Origin of the sequence: Collinsella aerofaciens, from assembly GCF_040910185.1 — a bacterium.
Classification (GTDB): Bacteria; Actinomycetota; Coriobacteriia; order Coriobacteriales; family Coriobacteriaceae; genus Collinsella; species Collinsella aerofaciens_BF.
This window is the reverse complement of the sequence record NZ_JBDGBA010000007.1, coordinates 15,695-32,727: the sequence shown is the minus strand read 5'-3', so window position 1 is coordinate 32,727 and position 17,033 is coordinate 15,695. Positions and strand designations below refer to the sequence as shown.

Here is a 17,033-nt window from a genome sequence, read left to right as displayed (position 1 = left end):
GCTACCATGGAGTACAGCAAGAACCCCTTTACCCCAACATTTGGAAGCGTCCCTCCCTTTCTAGCGGGTCGCGAGCATATCCTGCGTGACATCAACCGTGGCTTTATCAACGGCCCGGGAGATCCCAACCTGTCGACTATTTTTACGGGCGCAAGGGGAACGGGCAAGACGGCGCTTCTCTCGCTCCTTTCAGAAACGGCGCTTGAACACGGCTGGATCGCAGCAAATGTCTCCGCCATGCCAGGCATGCTCGAAGATATTATCGAGCGAACCAAAGAAGCCGCAGATAGCTACCTCTCACAGCCTCACGCGCGCATAAACGGCGTTCAAATTGGTCCAGTGGACATCGATTGGACATATGCTCAAAAGGCCCAGGGCAACTGGCGCACACGCATGAACGGCATCTTTAAGCAACTCGAAAAACATGACATCGGACTTCTCATCACCATCGATGAAGTCACCGTCGATCTCGAAGAAATGCTTCAATTTGCCTCTGTTTACCAGCACTTTGTGCGCGAAGGTAAAAAAGTCGCCCTACTCATGGCAGGACTACCCTACAAAGTATCGGCACTGCTACGCAACGATTCCGTCTCGTTCCTCAGACGTTCCCAATATCATCAATTAGGACGAATCACTGACGTTGAAATTGCAAACGCATTCCGCAAAACCGTTGAGGCCGGAGGCCGCTCAATCACACCAGAAGCGCTCGAGGATGCTGTGAAGGCCGTCGACGGATTCCCCTACATGATGCAGCTCGTCGGATATCGCACTTGGGATGTTTCGGAGAGCTCGCCCAAAATCAGCGCATCTGATGTCCAACAGGGTTCTCTGCTTGCCCGCATGGAACTGCGCGATCGCATTCTCGAAACGACCTATCGGGAGCTTTCCGATAAAGACATTGAGTTTTTACTCGCGATGCTGCCCGATTCTGGCCCCAGCAGGGTCTCAGAAATTGCCAAGCGTATGGGCGTCGCCAGCAACTATGCAAGCCAATACAAGCGCCGCCTCCTCGAGGACGGCGTCATCGGAGAGCGCGGGCGTGGTCTCGTTGGCTTCGACATCCCCGCGTTCAGGGAATTCTTGAACGAGAAGGCGTTTTAGCACACCGGAATTGTCCGCGGGAGCATCGTTGCATGGCAATCAGCAATCCTCTTGGTAAGGACAGCAAGCATTTCCACCAACACCGATTATCATGCGCTCTTCTTTCCTTAAGAGAGCTTGCGAGCGAGCTCGCGCACCTCTTTCAGCTTGGGCGAGGAAGCCATGCTGTCGCGCTCGGTCATGTCGCTGATGGTGACAATGCCCTGGTCCTCCCACTTGCAGTACGCGCAGGTTGACTTGTACATAGCGATCGCCGCATCATAGACGCCCTCGCTGTGGCTATCGAGCAAAAGGGCCGTCTTGGTGAACGGGAAGCCCGTGGCACCGAAGGCGTACAGGCGATCGATGGCGGCCTTCTCCTGCGCAGTGATATCAAACCAGTAGATGGGCGAAGCGAACACAACCATATCGGCGCCTTTCAGCGACTCGATCACGTCGGCCATGTCATCCTTCTGCACACAGATGCCCTCATGGGTAAAGCAGTACTGGCATCCCAGACAACCAGCGATCTTTTTGCCGGCAACGCGGATGACCTCGACCGTATGGCCGGCCTCTCGCGCGGTCTCGGCAAACACCTCGACCATGGTGTCGGTATTAGCGCCCTTGCGCGGGCTACCACTCAATACAACGATATTCATAAGAATCTCCCTCCTTCATGCCGCAGGCGCGCGGCACACATTTCGTTGTAACCAAAACAGATGGAGCTATTCAGTCGTCTGCAGATCGCATCTCTTGTTCGTGCTCTCTAGACACAATCTCATTGCCTGACAACTCCTCAACTGTCTTGATTCTCTCTCCGGGAATTGAACAGTAAATCGTTGGCCGCAGAGTGTCGACTGTGGGAAAATTAACTAGAGCTTTCTCCTGCTCGCGTGAGCGTTCGCGTGTATGAGCCTGGCCGAATCGGGCAGGCACAATATAGATCCACGGAAACCGGCCTACGAACAAGGAGCGCCTTATGTATGGACAGCATGTTGCACCGCAAACCCATAACAAACGCACTGACCTGTCTATCCGCAACGTCAAGCTTCATGCAGGCGCCAGAGTCGTCGCCTTCGGAGTAAGCATTCTTATGGCAGGGCAGCTTTTGCTACCCTGTGCAGCACTGGCGACCGAAATACCCGAACCCGATGTCGCAGTACCCATCACCTGCGACGAAGTCAACGCGGAAGGCAGCCTCACAGCAACCACCCCCATCGATCATTACTACGATTTGGAGCTACCCCCTGCTTTCGAGTTGGTCCAGAACGAGGCTCTTGTATACGATTTTCCCGACAAACCCGAGGACTTCATCTACGGGCTTAACGACACCGTCCATCTCTTCAAGATCGACACCGATACCGAAAGCCTTATAAAAACCGAGAACCCCAAAGAGGCCAGCGTCTCTATTGCCCTGACCATGATTGACAATCACGTTAGAGCAACCGTGGTCTTTACAGGCAGTTACGCCGACGACCAAATCCCTTACAGGCTGGACCTCAACAGCTCAACCTACCTTGGCACACACGTTGACCGTGACTTCGACAGCGGGCAGGGGATTATGCACGAAACGCGGCACGATTACTACATCCGTTACGTCTTCGACAGTGACGTGCACTTGATTGCAACCGATACGAGCGGTTCCAAACCCGAACCGGAAACCAAGCCCGAGCCCACACCGCAGCCCGAAGCAAAAAAGCCGACGGCAAATCCTGTTTCCACCAAGGCAGTAGCGGCGGTTAAACCAACCGGGACCACCCTACCCGCGACGGGCGACAACGGTGCGATGGCAGCCGCCCTGAGTGTTGCCGGTGGTGTAGTTGCGGCAGTTGGCATTTCTGCAACAAGGCGTCGCAACCGCTAGCCAGCATTTCATACCCCGCAGACAAAGCTCTATCCCCGCTCCGATGAGCTTTACTCACCGAGAAGTTTCTTCCCCACGGAAATGAGTTTCTTTCCAACGGCCGCCTTCACGCCAATCGTTACAACCACGTGGGCAGTGCGGGCTTCGAGATCCGCAGCGAGGATGTCCCCCGATGCCCGCACTGCGGCTGGCAGCTCGTGCCGTGGGTGCGCGACGACACATTTCTGCAGGGCGCGGCATGGCGCGAGAGTATCGAACGATATGGGCGCTTCGTGCGCGAGCGTAGCGATGGCCGCGTGCTGTTGCTGGAGCTTGGCGTGGGCGAAATGACCCCCGGCATCATCACGCTCCCGTTCTGGAGCATGACCGCAAAGCTGCCGGATGCGCACCTGTTGAGCGTAAACATCTCGGGCGACTCGGCTCCGCTGCAGCTTGGAAGCAAGGCAGAGGCGATCCAGGCAGACTTGGGTGCCTTGCTCTCGGCGGCGCGGGCCGACGACTAGTAGCGCGGCGAGGCGTCTTGCCGCAAACCGTCCTTGCTAAATGCATGACCGTTAATAAGTAAAAAGCAAGGTGCGTCTTATTTCAAATACTCCTCAAAGAACGCTTTCAGCTTTCCAAACGGAATGACGTCCATCTGGTCGTAGAGGTCGGTGTGGCTGGCACCGGGGATAATGAGCAATTCCTTGTTGTCCCCAGTCAGCTTGCCGTACGCGGTTTCGCTGAAATAGCGGGAGTGCGCCTTCTCGCCATGCACCAGCAGCACGGCAGAGCGGATCTCGCCGGCGTACTGCAAGATCGGCATATTCAAAAACGACAGCGAAGATGTCACATTCCAACCGCCATTGGAGCCCAGGCTGCGGGGATGGTAACCTCGCGGAGTCTTGTAGTAGGCGTAATAGTCCGCCACAAACTGCGGCGCGTCATCGGGCAGCTGATCGACCACGCCGCCCGCCAGCGCGTAACTGTCATTTTTATAGTCCTCGGTGCGCTGCGCGTTCAGCGCTTTCCGCTTTTCAAAGCGCGCCTGCTCGGAATCCTCGGCGTCAAAATAGCCGTTTGCGGTCACGCGGGTCATATCGTACATGGTCATAGCCGCGGTAGCTTTGATACGGGTGTCGATGGCCGCCGCATTGACTGCCATGCCGCCCCAACCGCAGATACCGATGATGCCGATACGCTCCGGGTCAACGCTTTCCTGCACAGAGAGGAAATCCACCGCTGCGCAGAAGTCCTCGGTGTTGATGTCCGGCGATGCTACATAGCGGGGTGTGCCGCCGCTCTCGCCGGTATAGGACGGGTCAAAGGCAATTGCAAAAAAGCCCAACTCCGCCATTTTCTGCGCGTACAGACCGGAGGACTGCTCCTTCACCGCGCCAAAAGGGCCGCTGACGGCGATGGCGGGCAGCTTGCCTTCCGCGTTCTTAGGCACGTAGACGTCAGCCACCAGCGTGATGCCGTATCGGTTATGGAAGGTCGCCTTGCTGTGCTCAACCTTGTCGCTTTTGGGAAATACTTTGTCCCATTCCTGCGTCAGATTCAACTGTTCCATACCTAAACCTCCTTGTCAGTCGCTTTAAGGTATTGCTCGTCGTCCACGGGCTCCAACCACTCGTTGGAGGCCTCCTCGCCCGGAACCTCCACCGCGAGATGGGAGAACCAGCTGTCGGGCGCCGCACCGTGCCAGTGCTTTACGCCTGCGGGAATATTTACTACATCGCCGGGGCACAGCTCCTGTGCCGGTTTGCCCCATTCCTGGTAAAACCCTCGGCCAGCCACGCAGACGAGAATCTGCCCGCCGCCGCTTTTGGCGTGATGGGTGTGCCAGTTGTTGCGGCAGCCTGGCTCGAACGTAACGTTGTAAATGCCGACCTGCTCGGTGGAAAGGGGCGCGAGGTAGCTTTGCCCGATAAAGTACTTCGCAAATGCGTCGTTGGGGGCACCGATGGGAAGGGCCATCTCGTTTTGATGCTTAGCTCTTGCATCAGCGGCATTGTCATCCGCCCAGACCTCCTTCGCCATGCGAAAGGCCGCCCACGCCTTGGGCCATCCCGCATAAAACGCCGCATGCGTAAGGATTTCCGCTATCTCAGCCCTGGTCACGCCATTGTTCTTTGCGGACATCAGATGATATTGAAACGAAGAGTCCGTCAGGCCCTGCGCCATTAGGGCAACCACCGTCACTATGCTGCGATCTCGAAGGGAAAGCACGTCTTCTCGACTCCATACCTCGCCGAACAGCACATCGTCATTGAGCTGTGCAAATTTGGGGGCAAAGTCCCCCAGGGCATCCCTGCCCGCTGCCTGCTTAATCGTCATGTTTGATTCCTCCTGTCGATGGTTTTGAGTACAAACTGCTTTCGCGCAGCTAAGCCGCGCCTAGATTTCCATGCCATTCGATGCGCCTGCTCCAGAGCGGGATGCCCGGCGATTTCGCCCACGCCGTTCACGCCGCCGGCGAAAACCGTTCCGGCAAGCGCGCGCCTTTGGCGAAAATCCCTTGCACTCCTTATATATATTGACGAAAATAAAGGTAATACCTAAACCTAACTTTAGGTCAAGGAGTAAATTCGAGATTTGTCCGGAGGGACCATGTACACAATCGGACAGGTGGCGGATATGTTCGGTCTGCCCGTTTCCACGCTGCGCTATTACGACAAGCAGGGATTGTTCCCGGAATTGGAGCGGACGTCCGGTATTCGCCGATTCGGCGATACGGAACTCGAGGCGCTTCGGGTCATCGAATGCTTAAAGAAGGCTGGGATGGAGATCAAGGACATCCGGCTGTTCATGGAATGGTGCGCGGAGGGTCCATCGACATATCCCAAGCGCAAGGCCATGTTCGAGGAGCGGAAGGCCCACATGGAATCGGAAATCGCGAACATGAACCGTGCGCTGGATATGTTGAAGTTCAAATGCTGGTACTACGAGCAGGCGATCCAAGATGGCAACGAGGATAGAGTGAAGGCGCTGATTCCCGACGATTTGCCGGAAGAAATCAAAGATACCTACGATAACGCCCACACTCAATAATGCCGCCCGATGCTCAAGGGGCTTTGGCAAGGAGTCGTTTTAGGCAGACATGCAAAAAGAAAGCCTCCGAACTAGAAGGTTCGGAGGCTGTTATTCCCGTTATTTCGCTGATGGCTTTGCTCTATGGCGACGCCGAAACAGCATCAGGCGGTACTCGACGGTATCAAAACGCGAGTTCAGAAGCCAGTTCCCGTTATTCCCATAGGCATAAGCGCATCTGTTCGCGATTGCCTATCGATGCTCCGCCTCGAGCACGGCAGACACCGCATCGAGGAACTCCCGCACATGGTCTGCGGGCTGCAGCGAATGAAGCAGTCCGTAAGACACGAGACAGTCCCAATCGGTAGGGACGGTTTTGAGCATGGGGTGGACGTTGGCCCATAACGGCAGCGTCGCAAGCGCGAGGTCCTCGTTCGCGCCGCGATTGAACACCTCCGCCCGATATTGCGGGAAGTCTACGAGCGCGATTTGAGGATGATGCAAGAGTATCTCGTCGCGCACGCGATCGATTTCGGCGTTCCAGCCCCGGCGTATAAGCATAAGACTGTGATTGTGGAGGTCGTCGAATGTGACCATGTCGCGTTTGGCGAGTTCGCTGTCGACGGGAACGGCGCACCAGAGCGGCTCGCGCGAAAGCTCGAGGCCCAGGCACCCGCGCTCTTTAAGAAAGGCATCGTCGAAAATCCCCACCACGATATCCATGTCTTGCCCGAGGTTCGCCAAACCGCGCGCCGCCGAGGGTGTGTTTTCAAACGTGACCACCTGAAGGCTCATGCCAGGGCAACGTTCCTTCACCTTCGGCCACAGCTTCGTGAGCGGCGTACTGGGCGTCATGAGCGACACTCCCACGCGGATGATGCGCTTCTCTCCACGCTCGGCGACGCGGGCACGTGCGATTGATTCTTGAGAGTACTGCACGATATGGCGGGCGTCGGCGAGCAGCGACCTGCCTGCTCGCGTAAGCGAAAGCCCCTGATGCGATCGGTGGAACAGCGTAAGGCCTAGCCGCGACTCCAGCAGGTTCATCTGCTTGATGACGGCCGTGGGCGTGATGAAGGACTCTTGTGCCGCCTTGGAGAAGCTGCCCGCCTCCGCCACGCGGATGAAAGTGTCAAGCTGTGGGTTGTACATCGATCCTCCTGTCACGCATTATGTGCCGTATATACCCCATGGTTATATCCATCATTCCAACGTGAACTTCTCGCACGTCAGTAAACGCCGTAGCCTTGTATTCGAAAAGTCACCATAAGGAGGAGACCATGGAGTATCTGAAGCTCAACAACGACGTAGAGATGCCCATCGAGGGTTTGGGCACCTTCCTCATGACCCCAGACGAGGCCGAGCCAGCCGCAACCGCCGCGCTCGCGGCTGGCTACGAGCACATCGACACCGCCAACGCCTACATGAACGAGCGCGCCGTGGGCCGTGCCATCGCCAAAAGCGGCATCGCGCGCGACAAGATCTTCGTCTCCACCAAGCTCTGGCCGAGCGTCTACGACGCGGGCATGCCGGCGGTGGACGCCACGCTCCAGCGCCTAGGGCTCGACTACGTCGACATGCTCATCCTGCACCAGCCGGTAGGCGACTACCTGGCCGCGTGGCGCACGATGGAGGAGGCCTACCGCGCGGGCAAGGTGCGCGCCCTCGGCCTCTCCAACTTCCCGCAAGATAAGATCGCCGAGATCATCGAGGTCGCCGACATCAAGCCGCAGCTCGTGACCGTTGAGTGCCATCCCTACCACGCCCAGCGCGACCTGCGCGCCTACCTCGCGCCGTACGGCACGGTGATCGAGGCGTGGTACCCGCTCGGCCACGGCGACAAAGGTCTTCTGGAGGAGCCCGTCTTCGTCGCTCTCGCCGAGAAGTACGGCAAGACCCCGGCCCAAGTGATCCTGCGCTGGCACGTGCAGATGGGCACCTCCATCATCCCCGGCTCCAAGAACCCCGCCCACATCGCCGACAACGCGAACATCTTCGACTTCTCCCTCACCGAAGACGAGATGGCCGAGATTGCCAAGCTCGACGGGACCATGACCTACTACACCGCCACTGAGGAAGCACTCGCGGGCTACCTGGCCATACGCCCCGATTTCGACGCGCAGGAGTAGTGCTCAGACGATAACGGACCAACCAAGCCGCCGCCGAGGACCAGTCGGCTGTCGAGGACGAGCCCGCCGCAGTGCCCGCTGCAGACGGCAACGTCCTCGTGGCCTACTACTCGGCACAGGGCCACACCGCTGTCGTAGCTCAGGCCATCGCCGACGAGCTCGGCGCCGATCTCTTTGAGGTGACGCCTAGAACCCGCGGGTTATAACCCCGTGCGCACCCCAGCGTTATAGAACCCTCACCAACGGAAACTTCCGCCGGTACGGCGCCCCTCGTATGGTGGATACGTCAAGTTGCGAGGAAGGAAGGTACCATGGACTACATCGCCTTGAACAACGGCGTCAGGATGCCGCAGCTCGGCTTCGGCGTGTACCAGATCCCGGACGCCACGGAATGCCAGCGCGCCGTAGAGGACGCGCTCTCGGTCGGCTACCGGCTGCTCGACACGGCCGCAAGCTACGGCAACGAAGAGGCGGTCGGGGCCGCCATTCGTGCGAGCGGCCTGCCGCGCGACGAGGTGTTCGTGACGACCAAGCTGTGGATGTCGGATGTGAGCTACGAGGGAGCCAAGCGCGGCTTCGACGCGTCGCTCAAGCGGCTGGGGCTCGACTACGTCGACCTCTACCTCATCCATCAGCCGTTCGGCGACGTCTTCGGCGCGTGGCGCGCCATGGAGGAGCTCTACGAGCAGGGCGTTATCCGCGCCATAGGCACAGCTAACTTCTACCCCGATCACCTCGCAAACCTCATCTCGTTCAACCGCATCGCCCCCGCCGTGAACCAAGTCGAGTGCAACGTGTTCTTCCAGCAGCGCGAGGCGCAGGAGTACATGGCCGGCAAGGAGGTGGCCATGGAGGGCTGGGCACCCTTTGCGGAGGGCAGAAACGACCTCTTCCGCAACGAGGTCCTCGCTCGCATCGGCGAGGCGCACGGCAAGACGGTCGCCCAGGTCGTGTTGCACTGGCTGTTGCAGCGCGGCGTGGTCTGCATCCCTAAGAGCACGCACCGCGATCGCATGGAGCAGAACTTCGACGTCTTCGACTTCGCGCTGAGCGACGACGAGATGGTCGCCATCGCCGCGCTCGACACCGGGCGCAGCGCGTTCTTCGACCACCACGACCCCGCCACCATCGAATGGCTGTCCGGGCTCGTGCGCAACGTGTAGACCAGCGGTCAGACCGCACTGATAACTTACTAGGAGGAATTGCCATGAACTCATTCACGTACGACTACCCGGTCAGGAACTACTTCGGCGAGGGGGCCATGGACCAGGCACTCGACGCCGAGATGGGTGCCATGGGCAAGACGGTGATGCTCGCCTACGGCGGAGGCTCGGTCAAGCGAACCGGCGTCTACGGCCACGTGGTCGATAAGCTCACGAGCGCGGGCAAGCGCGTGGTGGACTTCGGCGACATCATGCCCAACCCGACCTACGAGAAGTGCCAGGAAGGCGCCGCGCTCGCACGCGAGGAGCAGGTCGACTTCATTCTCGCCGTCGGCGGCGGGTCGGTCTTCGACTGCTGCAAGGTGGTCTCCGCGCAGGCGATGCTTGATGAGGACATCGAGACGTTCGAGCACGTCGACGGCAAGATGCCGAGCTCGTTCATCCCCATGGGCTGCATCGTGACACTCTCCGGCACGGGCGCCGAGCAGAACAACGGGGCCGTCATCACCAACGAGGAGACACACGTGAAGGGCGCCTATCTGGGGGCGATGCCCATGTGGGCGGCGCTCGACCCGGCGCTCACGCTCACCGTACCGCACGCGCAGTTCATGAGCGGCGCGTTCGACACGCTCTCGCACTGCATGGAGAGCTATTTCGGAAGCCCGCGCGGACGCAACGTCACCGACGACATCAACCTCGCCATCCAGCGTAACGTCATCCGCAACATGCGGATCATCGCGGACGACGACCAGAACCTCGATGCCAGAAGCGAGCTCGTATACGACTCCGCCATGGCCGAGAACGGCGTGCTCAAGATCGGCAAGTCAACGGACTTCCAGGCGCACATGATCCAGCACCAGTACGGCGCGTACACCCACACCAACCACGGAATGGGCCTCGCGGTCATCCACCCTGCGCTCTACCGCCACCTGGCCCCCGAGGCGCCCGCGCAGTTCGCCCGCTGGGCACGCGAGGTGTGGGACGTCGACGCCAAGGGCAAAGACGACCTTACGGTGGCGCTCAAAGGCATCGACCGCCTGCAGACGTTCATCGGCGAGATGGGGCTTCCCACGAGCTTCGCCGAGATGGGATCCGACACGTCCGACGAGACGCTGCGCAAGGTTGCGGACACTTGCGTGCTCACCGGCGGCTGCGCCAAGAAACTGGAGCGCAGCGAGGTGTTCCAGATTCTGACCGAGTGCCTCTAGATCGGCGCTCGGTCCCGATCCGCCCGCGCCGAAGGAAACCGTACGACTCCGAGATGTCATCGTAATCGTAGGACCCGGCGAGCCCGCCGCGCCTGATGAATCCGTCGAAGTCGTCGTCGACGGCCCCCCTGCTCGTCGAAGTAGGAGCGGTATTCGCCGAAGCTGAAGGGGAGGATGTGTACCTCCCCGTGGCGCCCTGTGAACAGAGTTGCCAGGTCCGAACTCAGGAGGAACGCGTTCGATCCCGTGAGGTAGATATCCCATCCGCCACGCGCGTGAATGCTGTTAATTGCTTTCTCGAAACCCTCGCACAGCTGCACCTCGTCGATGAAGAGACGGTTGCGGGCGCCCTCTTTGTGCCGCTCTATGATTTCGCGATGCAGCGCTGGTACTCGAGCAGTAGCTCGTTGTCGAGGTCCAGCAGATCGATGTAGACGTTGTTGGAGGATGGGTCCCTCCGAGCAACGGAGGCGGAGAACGCCTTCATGAGCTCGGACTTGCTGGAGCGGCGCATCCCCGTGATCACCTTGATGTCCTAGGTGCCCTCGAGCGCCCAAAGCCGCTCCATGTACGTAGTGCGGTCCACCCATGCCATCATCCGCTCCCTCTCGGTTTCGAAACTCGAATATTTCTAAAGTTTCGAAACCGAGAAGACAATATACACAAGGGCGCGTCGGGGAGCGAATCCCAGTCGCGCCATGTCGGCAGCGATGCCGGGCGCATTCACGCGTGCTACAATGCGGACATCAGAGATGAAAACACAGTCCCCGTCGGGTAGTCGTGGGCGTGCGGGAGTCCGCATCAGTAACCTGCCTCCTTGGTTGTCCCTTCTCTGCATGGTCATCTACATAAAGGAGGAACCAGCCATGCAGATCAGCGTGTCGTCCACCCTGACCGTATATCACGACGGCCAATTCTGGGTCGGGCTGGCGGAGCACGTCGAGGGCGGAAGGTATGGCGTCGCCCGCATCGTCTTCGGCGCGGAGCCGTCCGATGAGGAGATTCTGCGATTCGTTACAAGTGAATGGGAGAAGCTCTCGTTCTCCGGTGGCGAACCGGCTGAGGCAAGCAAGCCCGCGAAGAACCCCAAGCGGCGCGCTCGCGAGGCGGCGAAAGCCCTCAAGCAGCCAGCGATGAGCACCAAGGCGCAGCAGGCTCTCGCGGCACAGCGGGAAGCGATGAAGCGGGAGTCGGCTCAAGCAAGAAGCCAGCGTCGCGCGGATGAGGCGGAGGCGCGCTTCGAGCAGCGAAAGCTGAAGCGCAAGCAGAAGCATCGTGGGCACTGATCGCCATTTGCAGCAAGGCAAACCATATACAGCAGCGGCGCCAGTTCCACTTGAAGCCGACGCCGCGTAGACGCTAATGGTGACGGCTATGCACGGGCACGGTCGCGCCAGCGCACTTCACAGCTTGTTTCTCAAGTATTTGGGACGCACACGCGGCGTTCAAAAATGCGGAGCGACTCCGCATGGCTCGAGACTGAGCCGAGGTGCCCTACTTCTCGCTCTCCAGCAGCCCCACGATGCGGTCGATGTCGACGGCAAAGCGAGGCCTTCCCTCGCGCTCGTAGCGGTCGAGGTATGCCTGGCACTCGGAGACGATGCGCTTGGTGTTGCCGTCGATGATGCGCTGGAGCGTCTCGTAGTAGGCCGAGCCCTCGGTCCTGAAGCGGCGCTGGTAGACCTTGGTTATGGGGAACATCTTGATGTAGTGGATGCCGTGGCGGCAGCCGGGGCGCGTCGTGGGGCGGGGTGGCAACGCAAAGTACTGGTCTTTGGGCGCGTTAGGGGCGATGTTGGAACGCAGCGGCACAGCGAAGTCCCTGCGCTTCCCGCGGAAACGCAGCCTCACGACCACGATGCAGGGGCGATTGTGCTTAAGCATGAGCTCGCGGTCGCCCTCGACGAGGTCGAAGAAGTCCTGGGAGATGGATACGATCTTCATCGGTTACGCCCCCTTCATACGAAGCGGGGCCCGCATCGCTGCAGGCCCCTACAGGTGGACGATATTCTACGCCTTGCGGCACCCCGTCGCCCACGGAGGTTAAACGTACACGTAAGCCGTACTCTGAAAGCCGCGGCTTCCGGCAAGTAGTTTATACCACGAAAGGTCGCTTTTAATGCGCATAGCTCGCAAAATAACACTCGCCGGGCCGTCACCCCTGGCCGTTACCCTCCAATCTTCATTGGAGTCAGCAGGTCAATTCATGTAGTCATGGGGGTTTATCCTAAAGGGAATCAAATTTATACCCCCATAACTAAAGAAATCCCTATTCCCACTCAATGGCTAGAGCCCTGGTGTAATTGGCTGGATCACCGTTCCGGGAACCGGTATCGACCCACCTGTCCGCCAAGCTCCTTCTTCAGCTCCAGCCAAGCATCTGACTCGCGCCGCTTTAAGCGAAAACCGGAGAGATGCGTCTTAGCCAAGAAAAGAAGGTTAGCCTTAACTTACTGCATGATTCGTGTGTTATAGTTAGATGGCTCTAACTGTTTGGGGGCGACAGCCATGCACGAACGCGAGGGTTTCTGGGACAAGAACGCCGGTCGGTATGACCGTTTCATGCGAAACGACCGGGCGGCGTATGAGAAGATGTATGGGCTGATCCGGCCGGTAGTGAAAGCAAAAACCGTATTGGAGGTTGCCACCGGCACGGGGCTTATCGCAAAGAGCATCGTGAATGCGGCGGCGCACATCGAGGCTACGGACGCCTCTGCAAAGATGATCCTTGAAGCAAAGCGGGACAATCAATCCGCAAAGCTGCACTTTTCCGTACAAGATATGTTCCGCCTGCCCTATGCAAAGAAGTCCTTCGAAGTGGTGATCGTGTCCAACGCGCTTCACATAGTGCCGCATCCGGAAAAGGCCCTGCAAGAAATCAGGCGGGTGCTGAAGGACGACGGCGTGCTCATCGCTCCAACCTTCACCCACGCGGGGAACTCGGTTTCCGGCAAGGCAAAAGCCTTTTTCATGAGTATGGCCGGATTCCCTCTCCACAGCAGGTGGACAAGCGAGGAATACCTACGTTTCCTGCGTCAAAACGGTTGGGCGGTGCAGAAAAGCGCGGTGCTGAAGGCCTCGTTCCCGTTGACCTATGCGGAATGCACGAAATCGGAGGGGCCAGATGTCGTTCTTTGAAAACACCCGCAAGCCCGTGGGCCTCGGCGAAAAACTTATGGTTGCCATGATGAACCTGGGCCACAGCCCTGTGGCGCGGTGGGGACTTCGATTTCTACGACTTGCGCCAAACGCCAAGGTGCTGGACTGCGGCTGCGGCGGCGGGGCGAACATAAAACGGCTGCTGGAAAAATGCCCGCATGGCGTCGTCAAGGGCATCGACTATTCGCCCGTCAGCGTGGAGAAGGCTAGAAAGCTCAACCGAACTGCAATTCAGGAAGGGCGTTGCGCCGTTCTGCAAGGCGGTGTGGCGGATATGGCGTCTGAGAACGCCATGCGGGCATTTTTGCATCCATCCTGCACATGGCGACAGACATGACGGTCATAGCGGCTGTGCTGGCTGCGATTATGACAGTTTTATTCACTGAGGAAGAAACCTATGAAATGTAAAATTGAGAAAAACACCGTGCAGGAGACGCTGATCCTCCCGCTGTATTCCCGGAAGCTGTGTACGGAGCTGTACCCGAACCTTTATAGGGATGAAACAGCGGTTCGTCTGCTCGACCAAATCGACTACGACTTTTCAGAGGCAGAGAAAAACTCCCGCAGCCTGATGCAACGCTTTGGTGCGCTCGAGGTGGCCACACGGCAGAGTGATCTTGCTTTCGAGGTGCGGGATTACCTGAAAGGCCACCCCAATGCGGCGGTGGTCAATCTGGGCTGTGGGCTGGACAACACCGGCAGAACCTGCGACAACGGTAGATGCAAGATCTACAATCTGGACTTCCCGGATGTGATTGCCTTGCGGCAGCAGCTGCTGCCCGCCGAGGATCGAGAACAAAATATCCCCTGCGATCTGAAAGACACCGCATGGTTTGGCAAAATCGATGCCTCCGGCGGGGCGGTGTTCTTTGCCTCCGGGGTGTTCTATTACTTTCTGACCCAGCAGGTCCGGGAACTGGTGCGGGAGATGGCGGACGCTTTCCCCGGCGGTGTGCTGATCTTTGATGCTGCCAATCGGACGGCAGTAAAGATGATCGCAAAAACATGGCTTAAGACTGCAAAAATCAAGGATGTTGGGGCATATTTTGCGGTTTCGGATGCCGCCAAGGAAATCGGCGCGTGGGACAGCCGTCTGCAGGTCACAAGTCGCGGCTATATGCTGGGTTACAACGATTTGAGAGACCCTTCCGTCAGCGGCTTTTTCCGGTTTCTCGCAAGGGTCGGTGACAACGGGATGAAAATGCAAATCGTGAAAATAAGATTTTGAGAGGCAAAAATGCAAAAGACGAGCACTTCTTGCCGCCCAATTGGCAAGAAGCGCTCGTCTTTTCTTAACGCGTTGTATGGCGGAGAGAGCGCAAGTTACGCGAGCGCCCTTCTTGCCAGCTCGGCCGCGCCAAGGATTCCTTGGTCGCCGCCGCAGCCCGGGGCGCAGATGTAGCTCTCTATGTCCTTAAGCTCGGCGGTCTGGATGTAGCCACCCAGATATTCGAGGGTCTTCTTGCGGACGATGCCGTAGAGCTGCTCCTGGTGCATCACGCCGCCGCCGAGGACGATGCGGCGAGGCGAGTACATGAGCACGAGGTTCGCGCACATCTGCCCCAGATAATCCCCCTCGAGCGCCCACACCTCAGCGTTGTCCGCGAGCTCGGCCGCGGGCTTTCCCCAGCGCGCGGCGATGACGGGGCCGGAGGCGAGGCCCTCGAGACAGCTCGCGTGGCTCGGGCAGACGCAGCGTCCCTCCTCGGTGGGACGGGTCCTTACCAGCATGTGGCCGGCCTCGGGGTGCAGCATGCCGTGAAGGAGCCTGCCCGCGCACATGACGCCCGCGCCCACGCCGGTGCCGATGGTCACGTAGACGGCGTCCTCGAGCCCCTTGCAGCAGCCGAAGACCGCTTCGCCGAGGCAGGCAACGTTCACGTCCGTGTCGTAGGCCACCGGAATCCCGAGGGCGTCGGCGAACGCGGCGCGAAGACCATAGCCTCGCCACGCGAGCTTGGGCGTCTGGAGGATGGAGCCGTAGCGCTCATCGTTGGGGTCGACGCAGGTCGGGCCGAAGGCGCCGATGCCCAACGCGTTCACATCGCGGGCGGTGAACCACTCGACCATTTGCGGGACGGTCTCGGCGGGCGTAAGCGTCGGGGTCTCCATACGGTCGAGGACCTCGCCGTCGCCGGACACCACGGCACAGACCATCTTGGTCCCGCCGGCCTCGAGGGCGCCGAGCCTCATTTGCTTTTCGCTCATGTGATCCTCCTTACAAAGGGACGCCCGCAGTCATGGTCAACCGCGGGCGCCCATAACGTTGGCTTGTTTCGAGGCGACCCTACCTGGGCACGCGGTCCTGCCTTGCGGCAAACGGGGCGAGCACGGCGTGCGGCTCGCTTTGGTACCAGTAGGCGACGGTGGAGATGTCGTCCTCGCGCTCGTAGAGCTTGATGTCGTCGTTGCCGAGGTCCTGGAACGTCACGCGCAGGTCCTCCTTGAACGAGATCGGGTCGGGAAGGTGCCACCTGTAGAGGCCGTGCCTGGGCAGCGCGTCGTCGTTGGTCGCGAGCATCGGGTTCGGGTTCGGCTTGCCCGCGCTGAAGCGGTCGCGCGTGGCGTCGCGCGTCGAGCGGTACGGGTAGCCGGCGAACAGCGTGTTGAAGCACTGCGCCTCGGGCAGCGCGTGGGGCGGCCTGTCGAGGAAGGCCCAGGCACCGCCGAAGTAGTCCTCGGCTCCCGTCGAGGTGACCGTGGGGAACTCCTCGTCGCCGTCGAGGAAGAACTTCATCTCGCCCTCGCCCCACCAATAGCGCTCCAGGGCGCACAGGGCCATGTAGGTGCCGACGTAGTAGCCCTTACCGCGCACGCCGTCGAGCACGGTGTAGTCGACGCCCCTGCGGGTGCTGCGCTCGCGGTTAAAACGGGCGTGGAAGTACATGGCGTCGTCCGGCACGTCGGTGAGCGCGTAGTTGAACGTGTAGAAGATGTACTTAATGAACCCGGGGTGCTCGCTCGTAAGCGTGACCTTGGCGTGCTTCCTGAAAGGCATCTCGAAGTAGCAGTTCATGCCGCCCGTCGGGTTCACGCAGATGGGCATCGAGTTGACGATGGCGCGCTCACCGAAGCCGTTGCAGAAGAAGTCGCCGACAGGGCACTCGACCGAGGGGGTCTCCTCGTCGTCCCAGTAGAAGCGCAGCACGAGGTCGCGCATGACGAAGCTGCCGGCGGCGGTCTTGTCGGGGACGGTCATCCAGATGTGGCGGATGATGCCGGGGCCCTCGATGTCCGCGAGCGTGATGGTCTCGCCGGACTCAAGGGGCACGCAGCACGAGCCCTTGCGGCCGACGCCGAGGTGGCTGGCCGACATGGCGGCACGGCCCTTCTCGCCCGTGATGTTCTCGGGGGTGATGGCGCGGCTTTCCTCACCGCCGTGCATCCACACGTCCTTAAGGAACTCTCTCATCGTCGA

At 59.6% G+C, this 17,033-nt stretch carries 21 protein-coding genes; 12 read left to right on the top strand and 9 right to left on the bottom strand.

Annotation, left to right across the window (positions count from 1 at the left end; all coding sequences use genetic code 11):
• Positions 1 to 6: 6 nt before the first annotated feature.
• Entirely contained in the window at positions 7 to 1,101 is a 1,095-nt protein-coding gene (locus AB5Z54_RS04270; protein WP_368160402.1) for a DUF8462 domain-containing protein, read from the top strand.
• Positions 1,102 to 1,208: 107 nt separating this feature from the next.
• On the opposite strand, the gene AB5Z54_RS04265 is transcribed toward AB5Z54_RS04270, so the two are convergent.
• Positions 1,209 to 1,739, bottom strand: coding sequence for a flavodoxin family protein (locus AB5Z54_RS04265; RefSeq protein WP_368160399.1), 531 nt, complete (start codon positions 1,737 to 1,739; stop codon positions 1,209 to 1,211).
• 320 nt (positions 1,740 to 2,059) lie between these two features.
• Here AB5Z54_RS04265 and AB5Z54_RS04260 point away from each other — a divergent pair, with 320 nt between their 5' ends.
• Together AB5Z54_RS04260 and AB5Z54_RS04255 are read left to right on the top strand one after the other, a co-directional pair.
• On the top strand, positions 2,060 to 2,944 hold the full coding sequence (locus AB5Z54_RS04260; RefSeq protein ID WP_368160397.1) for an LPXTG cell wall anchor domain-containing protein: 885 nt from the start codon (positions 2,060 to 2,062) through the stop codon (positions 2,942 to 2,944).
• A 272-nt stretch (positions 2,945 to 3,216) separates the two neighbouring features.
• Entirely contained in the window at positions 3,217 to 3,447 is a 231-nt protein-coding gene (locus AB5Z54_RS04255) for a hypothetical protein (RefSeq protein WP_368160394.1), read from the top strand.
• Between the two features lie 77 nt (positions 3,448 to 3,524).
• Here the strand turns inward: AB5Z54_RS04255 and AB5Z54_RS04250 are convergent, their stop codons facing one another.
• Together AB5Z54_RS04250 and AB5Z54_RS04245 are read right to left on the bottom strand one after the other, a co-directional pair.
• Positions 3,525 to 4,496, bottom strand: coding sequence for an alpha/beta hydrolase (locus AB5Z54_RS04250; protein ID WP_368160391.1), 972 nt, complete (start codon positions 4,494 to 4,496; stop codon positions 3,525 to 3,527).
• Positions 4,497 to 4,498: 2 nt separating this feature from the next.
• Complete coding sequence (locus tag AB5Z54_RS04245; protein ID WP_368160389.1) at positions 4,499 to 5,263, bottom strand: carboxymuconolactone decarboxylase family protein; 765 nt, start codon at positions 5,261 to 5,263, stop codon at positions 4,499 to 4,501.
• Between the two features lie 273 nt (positions 5,264 to 5,536).
• Between AB5Z54_RS04245 and AB5Z54_RS04240 the strand changes: the two genes are divergently transcribed.
• Positions 5,537 to 5,977, top strand: coding sequence for a MerR family transcriptional regulator (locus AB5Z54_RS04240; RefSeq protein ID WP_368160387.1), 441 nt, complete (start codon positions 5,537 to 5,539; stop codon positions 5,975 to 5,977).
• Between the two features lie 231 nt (positions 5,978 to 6,208).
• Here the strand turns inward: AB5Z54_RS04240 and AB5Z54_RS04235 are convergent, their stop codons facing one another.
• Positions 6,209 to 7,108 (bottom strand): LysR family transcriptional regulator, encoded by a 900-nt coding sequence (locus AB5Z54_RS04235; protein ID WP_368160385.1) that lies wholly within the window; start codon positions 7,106 to 7,108, stop codon positions 6,209 to 6,211.
• Positions 7,109 to 7,236: 128 nt separating this feature from the next.
• On the opposite strand from AB5Z54_RS04235, the gene AB5Z54_RS04230 reads away from it, so the two are divergent.
• The 4 genes from AB5Z54_RS04230 to AB5Z54_RS04215 all read left to right on the top strand — a co-directional run bounded on the left by AB5Z54_RS04230 (position 7,237) and on the right by AB5Z54_RS04215 (position 10,456).
• The gene (locus tag AB5Z54_RS04230) at positions 7,237 to 8,085 is read left to right on the top strand and encodes an aldo/keto reductase (protein ID WP_368160383.1); all 849 of its coding nucleotides are present in this window, start codon (positions 7,237 to 7,239) and stop codon (positions 8,083 to 8,085) included.
• A gap of 71 nt (positions 8,086 to 8,156) precedes the next feature.
• Positions 8,157 to 8,291 (top strand): flavodoxin, encoded by a 135-nt coding sequence (locus AB5Z54_RS04225; protein ID WP_267473384.1) that lies wholly within the window; start codon positions 8,157 to 8,159, stop codon positions 8,289 to 8,291.
• A 105-nt stretch (positions 8,292 to 8,396) separates the two neighbouring features.
• Complete coding sequence (locus AB5Z54_RS04220) at positions 8,397 to 9,248, top strand: aldo/keto reductase (protein ID WP_368160380.1); 852 nt, start codon at positions 8,397 to 8,399, stop codon at positions 9,246 to 9,248.
• A gap of 44 nt (positions 9,249 to 9,292) precedes the next feature.
• Positions 9,293 to 10,456: an iron-containing alcohol dehydrogenase gene (locus AB5Z54_RS04215; RefSeq protein ID WP_368160377.1), complete on the top strand. Its 1,164-nt coding sequence runs from the start codon at positions 9,293 to 9,295 to the stop codon at positions 10,454 to 10,456.
• A gap of 56 nt (positions 10,457 to 10,512) precedes the next feature.
• Here AB5Z54_RS04215 and AB5Z54_RS04210 read toward each other — a convergent pair whose 3' ends face one another.
• Positions 10,513 to 10,785, bottom strand: coding sequence for an ATP-binding protein (locus AB5Z54_RS04210; RefSeq protein ID WP_368160509.1), 273 nt, complete (start codon positions 10,783 to 10,785; stop codon positions 10,513 to 10,515).
• Between the two features lie 35 nt (positions 10,786 to 10,820).
• Complete coding sequence (locus AB5Z54_RS04205; protein ID WP_368160512.1) at positions 10,821 to 10,982, bottom strand: hypothetical protein; 162 nt, start codon at positions 10,980 to 10,982, stop codon at positions 10,821 to 10,823.
• 340 nt (positions 10,983 to 11,322) lie between these two features.
• Between AB5Z54_RS04205 and AB5Z54_RS04200 the strand changes: the two genes are divergently transcribed.
• Positions 11,323 to 11,742: a YjdF family protein gene (locus AB5Z54_RS04200; RefSeq protein ID WP_368160374.1), complete on the top strand. Its 420-nt coding sequence runs from the start codon at positions 11,323 to 11,325 to the stop codon at positions 11,740 to 11,742.
• 208 nt (positions 11,743 to 11,950) lie between these two features.
• Here the strand turns inward: AB5Z54_RS04200 and AB5Z54_RS04195 are convergent, their stop codons facing one another.
• On the bottom strand, positions 11,951 to 12,400 hold the full coding sequence (locus AB5Z54_RS04195; RefSeq protein ID WP_270226453.1) for a hypothetical protein: 450 nt from the start codon (positions 12,398 to 12,400) through the stop codon (positions 11,951 to 11,953).
• A 564-nt stretch (positions 12,401 to 12,964) separates the two neighbouring features.
• Between AB5Z54_RS04195 and AB5Z54_RS04190 the strand changes: the two genes are divergently transcribed.
• Genes AB5Z54_RS04190 through AB5Z54_RS04180 form a run of 3 tightly spaced genes read left to right on the top strand, consistent with a single transcriptional unit; the run spans position 12,965 to position 14,843 of the window.
• On the top strand, positions 12,965 to 13,594 hold the full coding sequence (locus AB5Z54_RS04190; RefSeq protein WP_368160371.1) for a class I SAM-dependent methyltransferase: 630 nt from the start codon (positions 12,965 to 12,967) through the stop codon (positions 13,592 to 13,594).
• Positions 13,581 to 13,952, top strand: coding sequence for an SAM-dependent methyltransferase (locus AB5Z54_RS04185; RefSeq protein WP_368160368.1), 372 nt, complete (start codon positions 13,581 to 13,583; stop codon positions 13,950 to 13,952). Before AB5Z54_RS04190 ends, AB5Z54_RS04185 begins: the two co-directional genes overlap by 14 nt.
• A 60-nt stretch (positions 13,953 to 14,012) precedes the next feature.
• Entirely contained in the window at positions 14,013 to 14,843 is an 831-nt protein-coding gene (locus AB5Z54_RS04180; protein WP_368160366.1) for a class I SAM-dependent methyltransferase, read from the top strand.
• A 95-nt stretch (positions 14,844 to 14,938) separates the two neighbouring features.
• Here the strand turns inward: AB5Z54_RS04180 and AB5Z54_RS04175 are convergent, their stop codons facing one another.
• Together AB5Z54_RS04175 and AB5Z54_RS04170 are read right to left on the bottom strand one after the other, a co-directional pair.
• The gene (locus tag AB5Z54_RS04175) at positions 14,939 to 15,823 is read right to left on the bottom strand and encodes an ROK family protein (protein WP_368160363.1); all 885 of its coding nucleotides are present in this window, start codon (positions 15,821 to 15,823) and stop codon (positions 14,939 to 14,941) included.
• 79 nt (positions 15,824 to 15,902) lie between these two features.
• Positions 15,903 to 17,027 (bottom strand): glycoside hydrolase family 172 protein, encoded by a 1,125-nt coding sequence (locus AB5Z54_RS04170; protein ID WP_172676343.1) that lies wholly within the window; start codon positions 17,025 to 17,027, stop codon positions 15,903 to 15,905.
• Positions 17,028 to 17,033 lie beyond the last annotated feature (6 nt).